The organism is Pseudomonas sp. PDM19 (assembly GCF_014852215.1).
Lineage (GTDB): Bacteria > Pseudomonadota > Gammaproteobacteria > Pseudomonadales > Pseudomonadaceae > Pseudomonas.
In genome coordinates this window covers 249,496-263,050 of record NZ_JACVBG010000005.1, presented here as the reverse complement: position 1 = coordinate 263,050, position 13,555 = coordinate 249,496, and the positions used below count along the sequence as shown (strand labels likewise).

Below are 13,555 nucleotides of genomic sequence, written 5' to 3'. Positions count from 1 at the left end.
ACCGCGGGTCAATCCCAGTCGCGACGGTGGTGCTTGTGCTTGTACCAGCCACGATGGCGACCGTTGTCGTGCCAGCGGCGATCATAGTGGCGATGGTCGTCGTAACGGGCACGACGGTAGCCGTGACGGTAATCGTCATCATCGTCGTCGCGGTTGTTGTCGGCGTAGTGGTTGCCCAGTGCGCCGCCGGCGCCGCCACCCAGGGCCGCGCCGATCAGGCCGCCGGTGGTACCACCCATCTTGTTGCCGATCACCTGGCCGCCGGCAGCGCCCAGGCCGCCACCGATAGCGGCTTCTGTCTTGTTGCCGTGGCGGGCACCGACCGCGCCACCGGCCGCACCGCCCAGACCACTACCAATGGCGGCGCCGGTGCTGCCACCGACCGACTGGCCGATGACCGAACCCAATACCCCGCCCAGGGCGCCACCGACGCCGGCACGGGTGTCGCCGTCCGCGTAGGCGGTGCCACCGACCAGCGCAAGAGACAACAGGAGCATCGAGGAGTACTTCATAGAGAGGATCTCTCTGTGGGGATGTTGGAAGCGATCCTCGGGTCGTGCGAAGGCTCTGACAAGGGGGTTCCGACGAGTAACACGACTTTCATCAAATATTGCAAGTATTTGATTTATGGTCAGAACTTTTTCGATTTCGGGCGGTCTGAGTGTTATTCCAGGGTTCCATTTGTGAGGTGTTTTTCTCACAAATTGCCATTGAAATGATGGCTTTTCACGGGAAATGCCCTGGCCCTTCCGAGTTTACCTTTCATCCCTTTCTGATGTGACGCAAATCCAGCGGATTTTTCGCAGGATGGCCTTCTGCTGCGCGCACGAAGTCCCCTTGTAGGAGCGGGCCATGCCCGCGATCGCGCCCATGGGGCGCTCCTGCAAGGAGTATCGAAGCGTCAGGTCGTCAAACGATCCGCAGGCTCGGCCGCGCCTTCTCGAAGCGGATGGCGACGAACTTCGAGGTCGGCGTGTGGCTGCCCACGCCGTGGCTGTCCAGCGGCACCAGCGGATTGGTTTCCGGGTAATAGGCCGCGGCCTGGCCGGCGGGGATGTCGTAGGCCAGGAGGGTGAAACCGCTGACGCGGCGATCCACGCCATCGGACCAGAGCGACACCATGTCTACCTTCTCGCCGGGCTCGAAGCCCAGGCGGCGGATGTCGGCCTCGTTGGCGAACACCACCTCGCGATGACCGCGCACGCCGCGGTAGCGGTCGTCCAGGCCATAGATGGTGGTGTTGTACTGGTCGTGGGAACGCAGCGTCTGCAGGATCAGGTGCGGCTCCTGGCCGGTCTCGCGGATCTTCGCGTGGACCAGGTCGGCCGGCAGCGGATGGTGGTGGAAGTTGGCCTTGCCGCTGGCGGTGTTCCAGCGCCGCGAACCGGCCGAGTTGCCCAGGTGGAAGCCGCCGGGATTGGCCACGCGGCGATTGAAGTCGCTGAAGCCGGGAATGGTATCGGCGATCAGGTCGCGGATGCGGTCGTAGTTGGCGATCATCGCGTCCCAGTCCACCGGGTGGTTGCCCAGGGTGGCCTTGGCGATGCCGGCGATGATGGCGGGCTCGGAACGCATCTGCTTCGACGACGGCTCCAGCTGGCCAAAGGACGCGTGGATCATGCTGAAGGAATCTTCCACGGTCACCGCCTGCGGGCCGTCGGCCTGACGGTCGATGTCGGTGCGGCCCAGGCACGGCAGGATCAGCGCGTCGCCGCCCACGGTGAGGTGGCTGCGGTTGAGCTTGGTGCTGATCTGCACGGTCAGCGCGCAGCTCTGCAGGGCGCTGTGGGTGCGCGGGCTGTCCGGGGTCGCCTGGGCGAAGTTGCCGCCCAGGCCGATGAACACCTTCGACTGTCCATCGAGCATGGCGTTGATCGCCTCGACGGTGTTGTGGCCGTTCTCGCGCGGCACCTTGAACTGGAAGCGGCGCTCGATGGCGTCGAGCAACGCGGCCGGCGGGCGGTCGTTGATGCCCATGGTGCGGTCGCCCTGCACGTTGCTGTGGCCGCGCACCGGGCACAGGCCGGCGCCGGGGCGGCCGACGTTGCCGCGCAGCAGTTGCAGGCTGACCAGTTCCTGGATGGTCGGCACCGAGTGGTGGTGCTGGGTGATGCCCATGGCCCAGCAGACGATCACGCGTTCGGCGCGGCGGTACATGATCGCGGCCTGCTCGATCTCCTCGAGGCTCAGGCCCGACTGCTGGACGATGTGATCCCAGCTGGTGTCGTCCACGGCGGCTAGGTAGGCGTCGACGCCCTGGGTGTGCTCGGCGATGAATTCATGGTCGAACACCGCCGGCTCGCCCTTGGCCTGGGCTTCGCGTTCCCATTGCAGGAGGAACTTGGCCATGCCGCGCACGGCGGCCATGTCGCCGCCCAGGGCCGGGCGGAAGAACGCGGTGTTCAGCGGCTCGGAGCCGTTGGTGAGCATTTCCAGCGCGTGTTGCGGATGCTGGAAGCGTTCCAGGCCGCGCTCCTTCAGCGGGTTGAAGGCGACGACCTGGGCGCCGCGTTTTACCGCCTCGCGCAGCGGTTCGAGCATGCGCGGGTGGTTGGTGCCGGGGTTCTGGCCGAAGACGAAGATCGCGTCGGCATGCTCGAAGTCGTCGAAGGTCACGCTGCCCTTGCCGACACCGACGCTCTGGCCCAGGGCGACGCCGCTGGCCTCGTGGCACATGTTCGAGCAGTCGGGGAAGTTGTTGGTGCCGAAAGCGCGGACGAACAGCTGATAAAGGTACGCGGCCTCGTTGCTCGCCCGGCCAGAGGTGTAGAACTCGGCCTGGTCAGGGCTTTCCAGCGCATTCAGGTGCCTGGCGATCAGGGCGAAGGCATCGTCCCAGGTGATCGGCTGGTAGCGGTCGGTGGCCGGGTCGTAGCGCATCGGGTCGGTCAGGCGGCCCTGGTACTCGAGCCAGTAGTCGCTCTGCTCGCGCAGCGAGCTGACGCTGTGGCGGGCGAAGAAGGCCGGGTCGACGCGGCGTTTGGTGGCTTCCCAGTTCACCGCCTTGGCGCCGTTCTCGCAGAATTTCACCCGGCCGTCTTCCGGCGAGTCGCCCCAGGCGCAACCGGGGCAGTCGAAGCCGCCGTTCTGGTTGGTCTTGAGCAGTGCACGCAGGTTCTTGAACGGCTGCTTGCTGTCCAGCCAGAAGCGCGTGACGCTGATGAGCGCGCCCCAGCCGGCGGCTGCGCCCTTGTAGGGTTGGTAGCGGGGATTCTCTTGCTGCAGGCTCATGGGGTCTCTTTATCTTCGAATGCGGGCGTTCAGGCGGCTGGCGGAGCCGGGCTGTAGATGCGCGGCGCGCTGCGGTGCGGCAGGTGGATCAGGTTCAGGTTGTGCTCGCGGGCCCACTGCACGGTTAGTGCGGTCGGTGCGGAGAGGCTGACCAGGGTCGACAACCCGGCTCGCACGGCCTTGTGGATAAGTTCCAGGCTGCAGCGGCTGGTGACCACGGCGAAACCGCCGGCCAGGTCCAGGCGCTGGCGCTTGAGCGCGCCGATCAGCTTGTCGAGGGCGTTGTGGCGGCCGATGTCCTCGCGGCACAGGCGAATCTCGCCGGCGGCATCGACGAACAGTGCGGCGTGCAGGGCGCCGCTGCGGCGGCCGATCTCCTGGACGGCGTTGACCCGCTCACGCAGGTGTTCGAAGTGCGCGGCGGGTGGCAGCGGTGCCGAGGGCAGCACCGGCAGGCCGGGCAGCGCCTGGTCCAGCGCCTCGACGCCGCACAGGCCGCAGCCGGTATTGCCGGCCAGTTGCCGGCGCTGGTCCTTGAGGGCCCAGAAGGCACGGTTGCTGACTTGCAGCTCGGCCGCGATGGCGTCGCCATGGGGCGTCAGGCGCACGTCATAGATGTCGTCGATGGAGTCGATGAGGCCGGCGCCGAGGCTGAAACCGTAGGCGAAGTCTTCCAGGTCGTTCGGCGAGACCATCATGACGGCCTGGCTGAGCCCGTTGTAGGCAATCGCCAGGGCGACTTCCCCGGCCAGCACGGCGCGACCGGTGTCGCCCTCCGGGGTGAGTTCGGCATAGCTGTAGCCGTCGGCAGGCACGACGGCATCCCGGACCGCGGCGCTGGCCGGGCGGGTGATCAGGCAAGGCATGGGCTGAGCCCTGTGGTTCTAGTAATGCGACCAGCCTATGCCTATGCCGGGGCAGCGTCTAATGGCTGCTGTCGATGTAGTGATAGATGGCGTTTATCGGTCGCTTTCGGAACCGCCCAGCAGAGCCGCGGCTTCGCGGAAGCAGGCTTCGGCCAGCGCCGAGCGCGGCTCGCTGCGGCGCAGGATCAGGCCCAGCGGCGACAGCGTGCGCGCGTCCTCTATCGGGGTGAGGACGAAGTGCTCGCCCTGGGTATCCAGCCCGCTGCCCAACGGCATGATCGCGCAACACAGCCCGCGCTCCACGGCCTGCACCAATTGGTGCACGGCGTCGGTCTCCAGGCGTGCCTGGGGGGTCAGGCCGCGGCTGCGGAAGCCGTGGTCAATGGACTGGCGGAAGTGCATGCCGGCCGAAAGCAGGCCCAGCGGCAGCTCCGCCAGGGCATCCCAGCTCAGGGTCGGGCTGTCGATCTGGAAGTGCCGGCGGTCGTGCAGCAAACCCATGCGCGTGGCGGCCAGTTCGAGGCTTTCGAAGTGTTCGCGGTCGAGGCGATCCAGGTACGACAGGCCGAGGTCCAGCTGGTTGCGGCCGAGGCCTTCGAGGATATTTTCCGAGCTCAGGGCGAACAGTTGGAAGCGCAGTTCCGGGTGGCGCTGGGCGAACAGCTCGATCAGCCGCATGGGGTCGAACCCCGCCAATGGCACCAGGCCCAGGCGCAGGGTGCCGACCAGTTGGCCCCGGCACGCGGCCGCTTCGGCGTAGAGCCCGTCGTGGGCCGCCAGCAGGCTGCGGGCCCAGGCCAGTACGCGTTCGCCGGCCTCGGTGAAACCCTCGAAACGCTGCCCACGGCGCACCAGTTCCAGGCCCAGCTCTTCCTCCAGGCTGCGCACGCGCATGGACAGGGTCGGCTGGGTGACATGGCAGCGCGCCGCCGCCTGGCCGAAGTGCCGGGTCTCGTCCAGGGCGCAGAGGAATTTCAGCTGCTTGATGTCCATCGGCGGGAAGGCTCCGGGGGCGTTCTGTCGGGTCGGGGATGGATTAGGACTTTTCCGTCAGGCGCTGCGGAAGTCGCCGTCTAGACTCCAGGGGCGCGCGGTCTGCCCAATGCCGGCCGCCTGTCACTGTAACCGTAGGGAGGTTGGAAATGGGCATTTTTGCGTTCGTGAAGGAAGCCGGCGAGAAGCTGTGGGAAAGCATTGTGGGCCAGGAGGCGCAAGCCGCCGAATCGCTCAAGGACCACATTGCCAAGGTTGGCCTGGGCAACCCGAACATCCAGGTCAGCGTCGAGGGCGACAAGGTAATCGCCACCGGTGAAGTGGCCAGCCAGGAAGAGAAGGAAAAGATCCTCCTCACCCTGGGCAACGTCGCGGGGGTTTCCGGTGTGGAAGACCACATCACCGTCGCCGCTTCTGCGGCTCCTGCTGCCGAGGCGCGCTTCGTCACCGTGAAGAAGGGCGATACCCTGAGCGCCATCGCCAAGGCCGAGTACGGCAACGCCAACGCCTATATGAAGATATTCGAGGCGAACAAGCCGATGCTCAGCCATCCGGACAAGATCTATCCCGGCCAGGTGCTGCGGATTCCGGAGTAAAGCCAGAGAGCCCGGCCCAGCGCCGGGCTCGCTGTTTCTGCAGCCCGGCGATTCACAACCCTTCGAGCAGCGTCCGGTAGTCTTCCTGGGCGGCGAATTCCTCGGTGTCCTTCGGCCCCTGGCGGCTGTCCGGCTGGCGCACCGCCAGCAACTGGGCGACGCCGAAGGTTCGCGCCGCGCGCAGGATCGGCAGGCTGTCGTCGATGAACAGGCTGCGCGCCGGATCGAAACCGACGTCCGCCTGCAGCGCCTGCCAGAACTGCTGGTCTTCCTTGGGGAAGCCGTAGTCGTGGGAGCTGATCAGCCGGTCGAACCAGGGCGACAGCTCCACCCGCTGCAGCTTCAGCGACAGCGAATCGCGGTGGGCATTGGTGATCAGCACCGCGCGCTTGCCGTGGCGACGCAGTTCGGCGAGGAATAGGTCAGCGTCCGGGCGCAGGGCAATGAGGTCGGCGACCTCGTGCTTGAGGTCGAGGATCGACAGCTTGAGCTCGCGGCTCCAGAAGTCCAGGCAGTACCAGTTGAGCAGGCCTGCGTTGTCGCGGAACAGCGGCAGCAGCTCGGCGTCGGCCTCGGCACGGCTGATGCCGTGGTGCTCGGCGTAGCGTTGCGGCAGGTGTTCGAGCCAGAAGTGATTATCGAAATGCAGATCGAGCAGGGTGCCGTCCATGTCGAGCAGGACGGTGTCGATCTGGTTCCAGGGCAGGCGTGGCATGCTGGGCTTTCGCAAAAGGGTGTCGCAATTGCGCCGCCGGTGGACGGAATCGGCGCGATATCTGACACGGAGAATCGGAAAAGGCGGGTTATCATAGCCGACCCGGCCACCCCCAGGAGTCGCCCCATGCGTCAGAAACCCACGGTCCTCGCCCGAGAGATCGTTGCCAGAAGCCGGCTGTTCGCCGTCGAGGAGCTGCAGCTGCGCTTCTCCAATGGCGTCGAGCGTACCTACGAGCGCCTGGTGGGCAAGGGACAGGGCTACGGTGCAGTGATGGTGATCGCCATGCTCGATGCCGAACACGCCGTGCTGGTCGAGGAATACTGCGCCGGGGTCGACGAGTACCAGCTGTCGCTGCCCAAGGGCCTGGTGGAGCCGGGCGAGGACATCCTCGACGCCGCCAACCGCGAGCTGAAGGAGGAGGCCGGCTATGGCGCCCGCCAGCTCGAATACATCACCGAACTGTCGCTGTCCCCCGGCTACATGAGTCAGCGCATCCAGGTGGTGCTGGCCCGCGACCTCTACGAGGAAACGCTGCCCGGCGACGAGCCCGAGCCGATGGGCGTGGACAAGATCAGCCTGCGCGAGCTTTCCAGCCTCGCCCAGAATGCCCAGTTCAGTGAAGGACGGGCGCTGGCCGCGCTCTACCTGGTACGTGACCTGCTGACCCAACGAGGGGAATTCCAGCCGTGATGAATGCTTTTCTGCCTGCCGTGATCGACCTGGTGCACAAGGCTGGCGATGTGATCCTGCCGTTCTGGCAGGGCGACCTGGATGTCCAGAGCAAGGCCGACGAGTCGCCAGTGACCGCCGCCGACCTGGCTGCCCACCGCGTACTGGCCGACGGCCTGCGCGCGCTGGCGCCGGATGTGCCGGTGCTGTCCGAGGAAGATTGCAACATCCCCTTCGAGCAGCGCGCCCAGTGGAATCGCTGGTGGCTGGTGGACCCTCTGGACGGCACCAAGGAGTTCATCTCCGGCAGTGACGAATTCACCGTCAACGTCGCGCTGATCGAGCACGGCCGGGTGGTCTTCGGCGTTGTCGGCATACCGGCCAGCGGCCGCTGCTACTACGGCGGTGCTGGCCTGGGCGCCTGGTGCGAGGACCGCGGCGACGAGCCCGAAGCCATCGAAGTGCGCACCGAGCCGGACGACGTCTTCACCGTGGTGGCCAGCAAGCGCCACTCCAGCCCGCAGCAGGAAAAGCTGCTGGCCGGCCTGGCGCAGCGCTTCGGCAACCTGAACCTGGCCAGCATCGGCAGCTCGCTGAAGTTCTGCCTGCTCGCCGAAGGCTCGGCGGACTGCTACCCGCGCCTGGCGCCGACCAGCCAGTGGGATACCGCCGCGGCCCAGGGCGTGCTGGAAGGCGCTGGCGGAGAAGTGCTGGACGTGCGCGGCGAGCCCTTCACCTATGAAGCGCGGGAGAGTCTGCTCAACGAGTCCTTCCTGGCTCTGCCCAAGGCGGCACCGTGGCGCGCAGACTTGATCCAGCTGGCGCGCGCGCTGGACTGACCTGCGTTTCATCCGGTAGGCGTACGCCCGGCATTTACTTGCCGGGCGGTTCGCGAGCAAGCTCGCTCCTACGTAAAAGTCCCTCAGATATCGTCATCCATGCCCGAATTACCTGAAGTCGAAACCACCCGCCGGGGCATCGCGCCCCACCTCGAAGGCCAGCGCGTCAGCCGCGTGATCGTCCGCGAGCGCCGCCTGCGCTGGCCGATCCCCGAGGACCTGGACGTTCGCCTGTCCGGACAGCGCATCGTGAAGGTGGAGCGGCGCGCCAAGTACCTGTTGCTCAATGCCGAGGTGGGCACGCTGATCAGCCACCTGGGCATGTCCGGCAACCTGCGCCTGGTGGAATGCGGCACGCCGGCAGCGCGCCACGAGCATGTGGACATCGAGCTGGAATCGGGCATGGCGCTGCGCTACACCGACCCGCGTCGCTTCGGTGCTTTGCTCTGGAGCCTGACGCCGCTGGAGCACGAACTGCTGCGCAACCTGGGCCCGGAACCGCTGACCGATGCCTTCGAGGGGGAGCGCCTGTTCCAGCTGTCGCGCAACCGCAGCATGGCGGTGAAGCCCTTCATCATGGACAACGCGGTGGTGGTCGGCGTGGGCAACATCTACGCCACCGAGGCGCTGTTCGCCGCCGGCATCGACCCACGCCGCGAGGCCGGAACCATTTCGCGAGCGCGTTACGTGAAGCTCGCCCAGGAAATCAAGCGCATCCTCGCCATTGCCATCGAGCGCGGCGGCACCACGCTGCGCGATTTCGTCGGCGGCGATGGCCAGCCCGGCTACTTCCAGCAGGAGCTCTTCGCCTACGGGCGCGGAGGCGAGCCGTGCAAGGTCTGCGGTTCGACCCTGCGCGAAGTGCGTCTCGGCCAGCGCGCCAGCGTCTACTGTCCGCGCTGCCAACGCTGAGGCCCTGGGGCGGCCGTTAAGCTGCCGCCCCGATCTGCCCGATCCTCCCTCCGCCATAACAACAAAGGCCCCCGACGAGGGGCCTTCAGGTGATTCATGTCCGGCAACTATCTGCCCCGCAACCCGTTCGCCGAAGCACTCGGCCACAGCATGCTGCGCCTGGCCGGCTGGCGTATCGAAGGTGCGCTGCCCAAACTCGACAAGTTCGTGGTGATCGGCGCACACCACACGTCCAACTGGGACTTCATCCTGTTCCTGGCGGTCAAGTTCGTGCTGCGCCTGAACGCCCGCTGGTTCGGCAAGCACACTATCTTCCGCACACCCTTCGGCGGCCTGATGCGCCGCTGGGGCGGCATCCCGATCCAGCGCCACCTCAAGCTGAACACCGTGGACCAGGCGATCCAGGCCTTCGCAGACAACCGCGAGATGATGCTGATCCTCTCCCCGGAGGGCACGCGCAAGAAGGTCGAGCGCTGGAAAATGGGCTTCTATCACATCGCCCGTGGCGCGGGCGTGCCCATCGTGCTGGCGGCGCTGGATTACCCCGGCCGGCGCATCGTCATCGGCGAGCCGTTCTGGCCCACCGGCGACGAACCCGCCGACCTGCGCCGCATGCTGGCCTTCTACCGGCCTTTCGTGCCGAAGAAGCCTGAATACGCATTCTTCGGCGATTGAAGGCTGTCACGCGACAAGTCACGGAGCGCTGTTATAGTTATGGCAGTCTGCCTGCCCAACTACACAAAAAAGGACTTCCCTCCATGAACGTGTTCCGCACCGCCGCCACTGCAATGGCCCTGGTCTGTGCATTCTCGGTGTTGCCGGCCGTTGCTCAGGAAGAAGTGAGCAATGTCAGCGGCGACCCGACCTACGTCGTCTCCGCCCCGCCGTTCTACTCCATGATTGGCGACCTGCTGATCGCGCGTCCGCTGCTGATCGGCGCGACCGTAGTGGGCGCTGCGGCCTTCGTGGTGACCCTGCCGTTCAGCGCGGCCGGCGGCAACATCGGCGAAGCGGGCAAGGCGCTGGTCGTCGATCCGGGCAAGGCCGCCTTCGTGCGCTGCCTGGGCTGCACCACCAGCGGCTACAAGAAGGACTGATCCGTCGTCCTGCTCCGGGGCGGCGTGTCCGCCTCGCCAGCCCGGCTTGCCGGGTAAGTCCCGTAGGTAGCCCATGAAGCTGAGTGGCCTGAAGAAGCACCTGCGTCCGCTGCTTCTGCTGCTGGTCGCCGTCATCCTGGGCTACACCTTCTGGTCCAGCGCTGGTCTGCTGCAGTTGGGGGCGGGCCTGGCGCTGTTCCTGTTCGGCATGCAGTGCCTTGAAGAAGGCCTGCGTGACCTCGCCGGCAGCCAGCTTGAGCGCTGGTTGGAGAAGAGCACCGCGACTCGCGGCAAGAGCCTGCTGTTCGGGCTGTTCGGTACCTTCCTGCTGCAATCCTCCACCCTGGTTTCCCTGCTCACCATCGCCTTCATCAGCACCGGGCTGATCCAGCTGGCCGGTGGCATCGCCATTCTTTTTGGCGCCAACCTCGGCGCCACCAGCGGCATCTGGTTGCTGGCGCTGGCCGGGCAGAACCTCAGCCTGAGTCCCCTGGCGCTGCCCTTGCTGGTGTTCGGCGTGCTGATGGGCTTCAACGGCGCCAAGAGCAAGGCCGCCGGGCGCATCCTGCTGGGTATCGCCTTCATCTTCCTGGGCATCGACCAGATCAAGGATGGCTTCGGCAGCTTCGGCGACGCCATGGACATGAGCGAACTGCGCTCGGAGGGCATGCTCGGCGCGCTGCTGTTCGTCACTTTCGGCATCCTCATCACCGTGGTGCTGCAGTCCAGTCACGCGACCCTGATGCTGACGCTTGCCGCCCTCGCCGGTGGCCAGCTTGAGCTGGGCCAGAGCCTGGCGATCGCCATCGGCTCCAACGTTGGCAGCAGCGTCACCACGGCCTTCGTCGGCTCCCTGGGCGGCAACCGCAGCGGGCAGCGATTGGCGCTGGCGCACGTGCTGTTCAACGTGGTGACCGGGGTGCTGGCGTTCCTCCTGCTCGCGCCACTGACCTGGCTGGTGCACTGGCTGGTGACGCCGGTGGGGCTGGCGGACAACCCGATGATCCAGCTGGCGCTGTTCCACACCCTGTTCAACGGCATGGGCGTGGTGCTGTTCTGGCCGATCCAGGGCGCATTGGCCAATGCGCTGGTGCGCTGGCTGCCGGAGGTCGAGGAGCCGGCGGTGCTGATCACCGACATGGCGCCGGCACTGCCCACCATCGAACGCACCCATGCGCGCTACCTCAATGAGCGCGCGCTGGATTCCGCCGATGCAGCCGCCAGCGCGGTGCTGCAGGAGTTGCGCCACCTGGGGCGCCTGAGCATCGAGGTGATCTGCCACGCGCTGTACCTGCCGGTGGAGATGCTCAACCAGCCGCGGGTTAATGAAAGCCAGCTGCAGGCTGCGCCGGATCGCCATGCGCTGGCCGCGGAGGTGCTTTACCAGCGCCATATCAAGGGTGTGTATGGCGACCTGCTGAGCTTCATGAGCCGCCTGGAAGTGCCGCTGGACGAGGAGCACCAGCGCTTCTGGCTGTCCTGCCAGGTGGTGGCGCTGCAGCTGGTGGACGCGGTGAAGGACGCCAAGCACCTGCAGAAGAACCTCGGCCAGGCACTGCACGGCGAGCCTTCGGCGCTGCGCGATACCTACGTCGAACTGCGCCGGCATCTGATCGGCATGTTGCGGGAAGTGCGTGCGTTGGGATCGCTGCTCGGTGGCGACCTGCCGGAAGAGGCTCTGGTAGCGCGCCTGCAATTGCTTGACGAGAGCGCTGCGGAGTTCGACGCGGCGTTCCGCCAGCGCCTGTTCGCGGCGGTGCGCCGACAGGAGCTGGACGGCCTGCAAATGAGCTCGCTGATGAACGATCTGGGCTACGTCAGCCGGATCATCCAGAGCCTGCGCAACGTGCTGCAACTGGGCACCGAACATGGCCTGTTCGATGCCCGCGAAGAAGACGCTCCGGCTCTTATCCTGCCCTGATCAGCGCAGCGGCGCCGCCAGCTCGGTCGCAAGACCAATGCCGCGCGGGTCGCTGGCGGACTGCACTTCGCCGGACTTCTTGTTCCACAGCAGCACCTGCTGGTTGCCGTAGGCGCGGCCGACATCCTTGAGGGTGTAGCCACGGCGTTGCAGGTCGGTCATTTCGGCGGCGGTGAAGGCGCGCGGTTCATGCTCGATCACGTCGGGCAGGAACTGGTGGTGGTAGCGCGGCGAGGACACCCAGCGCTGCACCGGTTTGCCGTCCAGGTAGTCCAGCATCGCCAGCAGCACCATGCTGGGAATCCGGCTGCCGCCGGGCGTGCCGAAGGCGGCCAGCTCGGTGGGACTTTCGATGAAGCTCGGGCTCATGCTCGACAGTGGGCGCTTGCCGGCGGCCACCGCGTTGGCCTGGCTGCCAGCCAACTGGTAGGCATTGGCGCCGCTGACGTCGGTGGCGAAGTCGTCCATCTCGTCATTGAGCAACACGCCGGTACCCGGCACGGTGAAGGCTGCGCCGAACGGCAGGTTGACCGAGAGCGTGGCGGCCACGGCATTGCCGTCGGCATCCATCACCACGAAGTGGGTGGTGTGGTCGCCTTCGCGCCAGGCGGGTGCTGGCGGCAGGGAGGAGCTGGGCGTGGCGCGCTGCGGGTCGATACCGGCGGCCAGGCGCTTCAGGTAGTCCGGCGCGAGCAGTTGGTTGACCGGGTTGGCGACGCGGTCCGGGTCGCCCAGCAGGCCGCGGTCACGGTAGGCGCGGCGCAGGGCTTCCACCACGTAATGCACGCGCTGCACCGGTTCGGCCTTCTGCCACGGCAATTGCTGCAGCATGCCCAGGCTTTGCGCCAGGGCGACGCCGCCGGCGGAGGGCGGTGGGGCGCTGATCAGTTCGCGGCCGTCGGCCAGCGGGTAGTGCAGCGCCTGGCGTTCGACGGTACGGTAGCTGGCAAGGTCTTCCAGGCTCCACACACCGCCGGCGGCGCGCACACCTTCGACCAGTTTCTCGGCGGTTTCGCCTTCGTAGAAACCGATGCGGCCGTAGCGCGCCAGCTTCTCCAGGGTATTGGCCAGCTGCGGCTGGCGCATCAGGCTGTATTCCTCGGGCAGGTTGCCCTGGTCGAGGAAGATGCGCGCGGTTTCGCGGTCCTTGCGCATCGCGTCGAGCCGCCAGGAGGCACGGTCGATGTAGACGCGGTCGATGGACACGCCATCGGTGGCCAGGCGGATCGCCGGCACGAGGTTGTTCGCCAGGGTCTTGCGGCCGTAGCGGCTGCTGATGTCCGCCAGGGCGGCGGGCAGGCCGGGGATGCCGGCGGCCAGCGGGCCGTTGAGCGACAGTTGCGGGTCGACCTTGCCGTTGCGCTCGTACATCCGCGCGTGGGCGGCCAGCGGGGCGCGCTCGCGGGCATCGATGAAGTGGTAGGTCGGCGGACTGCCGGCCTTGCGCAGCAGGAAGAAACCGCCGCCGCCCAGACCCGAGCCGTAGGGTTCGACCACCGCCAGCGCGGCGGCGATGGCCACGGCGGCGTCGAAGGCGTTACCGCCGTCGGCGAGGGTCTCCAGGCCGGCCACGGTGGCCGATGGGTGTGCGCTGGCGACGCTGGCCTGGGCGGGATGTTCCGCGGCGTGCAGGGCGAAGCTCAGCAGCAGGAGGCTGCATAAGCCAAGCAGGGAGGCGCGGGAGCGGGAGTTCAACAGGGACATGGCATCTCA

At 66.8% G+C, this 13,555-nt stretch carries 13 protein-coding genes; 7 read left to right on the top strand and 6 right to left on the bottom strand.

The genetic code is table 11. From position 1 onward, the window contains the following. Positions 1-8 precede the first annotated feature (8 nt). The 4 genes from IB273_RS27595 to IB273_RS27580 all read right to left on the bottom strand — a co-directional run bounded on the left by IB273_RS27595 (position 9) and on the right by IB273_RS27580 (position 5,090). On the bottom strand, positions 9-512 hold the full coding sequence (locus IB273_RS27595) for a hypothetical protein (protein ID WP_081519550.1): 504 nt from the start codon (positions 510-512) through the stop codon (positions 9-11). Positions 513-909: 397 nt separating this feature from the next. Then, positions 910-3,231 (bottom strand): FdhF/YdeP family oxidoreductase, encoded by a 2,322-nt coding sequence (locus IB273_RS27590; protein WP_192225500.1) that lies wholly within the window; start codon positions 3,229-3,231, stop codon positions 910-912. Between the two features lie 29 nt (positions 3,232-3,260). Further along, the gene (fdhD, locus tag IB273_RS27585) at positions 3,261-4,097 is read right to left on the bottom strand and encodes a formate dehydrogenase accessory sulfurtransferase FdhD (RefSeq protein WP_151189034.1); all 837 of its coding nucleotides are present in this window, start codon (positions 4,095-4,097) and stop codon (positions 3,261-3,263) included. Between the two features lie 93 nt (positions 4,098-4,190). Beyond that, the gene (locus tag IB273_RS27580) at positions 4,191-5,090 is read right to left on the bottom strand and encodes a LysR family transcriptional regulator (protein ID WP_081519553.1); all 900 of its coding nucleotides are present in this window, start codon (positions 5,088-5,090) and stop codon (positions 4,191-4,193) included. 149 nt (positions 5,091-5,239) lie between these two features. On the opposite strand from IB273_RS27580, the gene lysM reads away from it, so the two are divergent. Beyond that, complete coding sequence (gene lysM / locus IB273_RS27575) at positions 5,240-5,686, top strand: peptidoglycan-binding protein LysM (protein WP_081519554.1); 447 nt, start codon at positions 5,240-5,242, stop codon at positions 5,684-5,686. A gap of 52 nt (positions 5,687-5,738) precedes the next feature. Here the strand turns inward: lysM and yrfG are convergent, their stop codons facing one another. After that, positions 5,739-6,401, bottom strand: coding sequence for a GMP/IMP nucleotidase (gene yrfG / locus IB273_RS27570; protein ID WP_081519555.1), 663 nt, complete (start codon positions 6,399-6,401; stop codon positions 5,739-5,741). 126 nt (positions 6,402-6,527) lie between these two features. Here yrfG and nudE point away from each other — a divergent pair, with 126 nt between their 5' ends. From nudE to IB273_RS27540, 6 genes are all read left to right on the top strand, one after another. Continuing rightward, the gene (gene nudE / locus IB273_RS27565) at positions 6,528-7,094 is read left to right on the top strand and encodes an ADP compounds hydrolase NudE (protein ID WP_081519556.1); all 567 of its coding nucleotides are present in this window, start codon (positions 6,528-6,530) and stop codon (positions 7,092-7,094) included. Further along, on the top strand, positions 7,094-7,912 hold the full coding sequence (gene cysQ / locus IB273_RS27560) for a 3'(2'),5'-bisphosphate nucleotidase CysQ (RefSeq protein WP_192225499.1): 819 nt from the start codon (positions 7,094-7,096) through the stop codon (positions 7,910-7,912). Before nudE ends, cysQ begins: the two co-directional genes overlap by 1 nt. Positions 7,913-8,011: 99 nt before the next feature. Next, positions 8,012-8,824 carry a bifunctional DNA-formamidopyrimidine glycosylase/DNA-(apurinic or apyrimidinic site) lyase gene (gene mutM, locus IB273_RS27555; protein WP_081519558.1) on the top strand — a complete coding sequence of 271 codons (813 nt, stop codon included), beginning with the start codon at positions 8,012-8,014 and terminating at the stop codon, positions 8,822-8,824. A 96-nt stretch (positions 8,825-8,920) separates the two neighbouring features. Beyond that, positions 8,921-9,499: a lysophospholipid acyltransferase family protein gene (locus IB273_RS27550; RefSeq protein ID WP_192210416.1), complete on the top strand. Its 579-nt coding sequence runs from the start codon at positions 8,921-8,923 to the stop codon at positions 9,497-9,499. 83 nt (positions 9,500-9,582) lie between these two features. Then, positions 9,583-9,921, top strand: coding sequence for a multidrug transporter (locus IB273_RS27545; protein WP_151189037.1), 339 nt, complete (start codon positions 9,583-9,585; stop codon positions 9,919-9,921). Between the two features lie 73 nt (positions 9,922-9,994). Beyond that, positions 9,995-11,842, top strand: a complete 1,848-nt coding sequence (locus IB273_RS27540) for a Na/Pi cotransporter family protein (protein WP_192225498.1) — start codon at positions 9,995-9,997, stop codon at positions 11,840-11,842. Here the strand turns inward: IB273_RS27540 and ggt are convergent, their stop codons facing one another. Next, positions 11,843-13,546: a gamma-glutamyltransferase gene (gene ggt / locus IB273_RS27535; protein ID WP_192225497.1), complete on the bottom strand. Its 1,704-nt coding sequence runs from the start codon at positions 13,544-13,546 to the stop codon at positions 11,843-11,845. Positions 13,547-13,555 lie beyond the last annotated feature (9 nt).

Bases quoted from the DNA above. Each gene is read 5' to 3' on its own strand.
- fdhD (WP_151189034.1), bottom strand. From the start codon at position 4,097: ATGCCTTGCCTGATCACCCGCCCGGCCAGCGCCGCGGTCCGGGATGCC.
- IB273_RS27545 (WP_151189037.1), top strand. From the start codon at position 9,583: ATGAACGTGTTCCGCACCGCCGCCACTGCAATGGCCCTGGTCTGTGCA.
- yrfG (WP_081519555.1), bottom strand. From the start codon at position 6,401: ATGCCACGCCTGCCCTGGAACCAGATCGACACCGTCCTGCTCGACATG.
- IB273_RS27590 (WP_192225500.1), bottom strand. From the start codon at position 3,231: ATGAGCCTGCAGCAAGAGAATCCCCGCTACCAACCCTACAAGGGCGCA.
- lysM (WP_081519554.1), top strand. From the start codon at position 5,240: ATGGGCATTTTTGCGTTCGTGAAGGAAGCCGGCGAGAAGCTGTGGGAA.
- mutM (WP_081519558.1), top strand. From the start codon at position 8,012: ATGCCCGAATTACCTGAAGTCGAAACCACCCGCCGGGGCATCGCGCCC.
- nudE (WP_081519556.1), top strand. From the start codon at position 6,528: ATGCGTCAGAAACCCACGGTCCTCGCCCGAGAGATCGTTGCCAGAAGC.
- ggt (WP_192225497.1), bottom strand. From the start codon at position 13,546: ATGTCCCTGTTGAACTCCCGCTCCCGCGCCTCCCTGCTTGGCTTATGC.
- IB273_RS27550 (WP_192210416.1), top strand. From the start codon at position 8,921: ATGTCCGGCAACTATCTGCCCCGCAACCCGTTCGCCGAAGCACTCGGC.
- IB273_RS27540 (WP_192225498.1), top strand. From the start codon at position 9,995: ATGAAGCTGAGTGGCCTGAAGAAGCACCTGCGTCCGCTGCTTCTGCTG.
- IB273_RS27595 (WP_081519550.1), bottom strand. From the start codon at position 512: ATGAAGTACTCCTCGATGCTCCTGTTGTCTCTTGCGCTGGTCGGTGGC.
- IB273_RS27580 (WP_081519553.1), bottom strand. From the start codon at position 5,090: ATGGACATCAAGCAGCTGAAATTCCTCTGCGCCCTGGACGAGACCCGG.
- cysQ (WP_192225499.1), top strand. From the start codon at position 7,094: ATGAATGCTTTTCTGCCTGCCGTGATCGACCTGGTGCACAAGGCTGGC.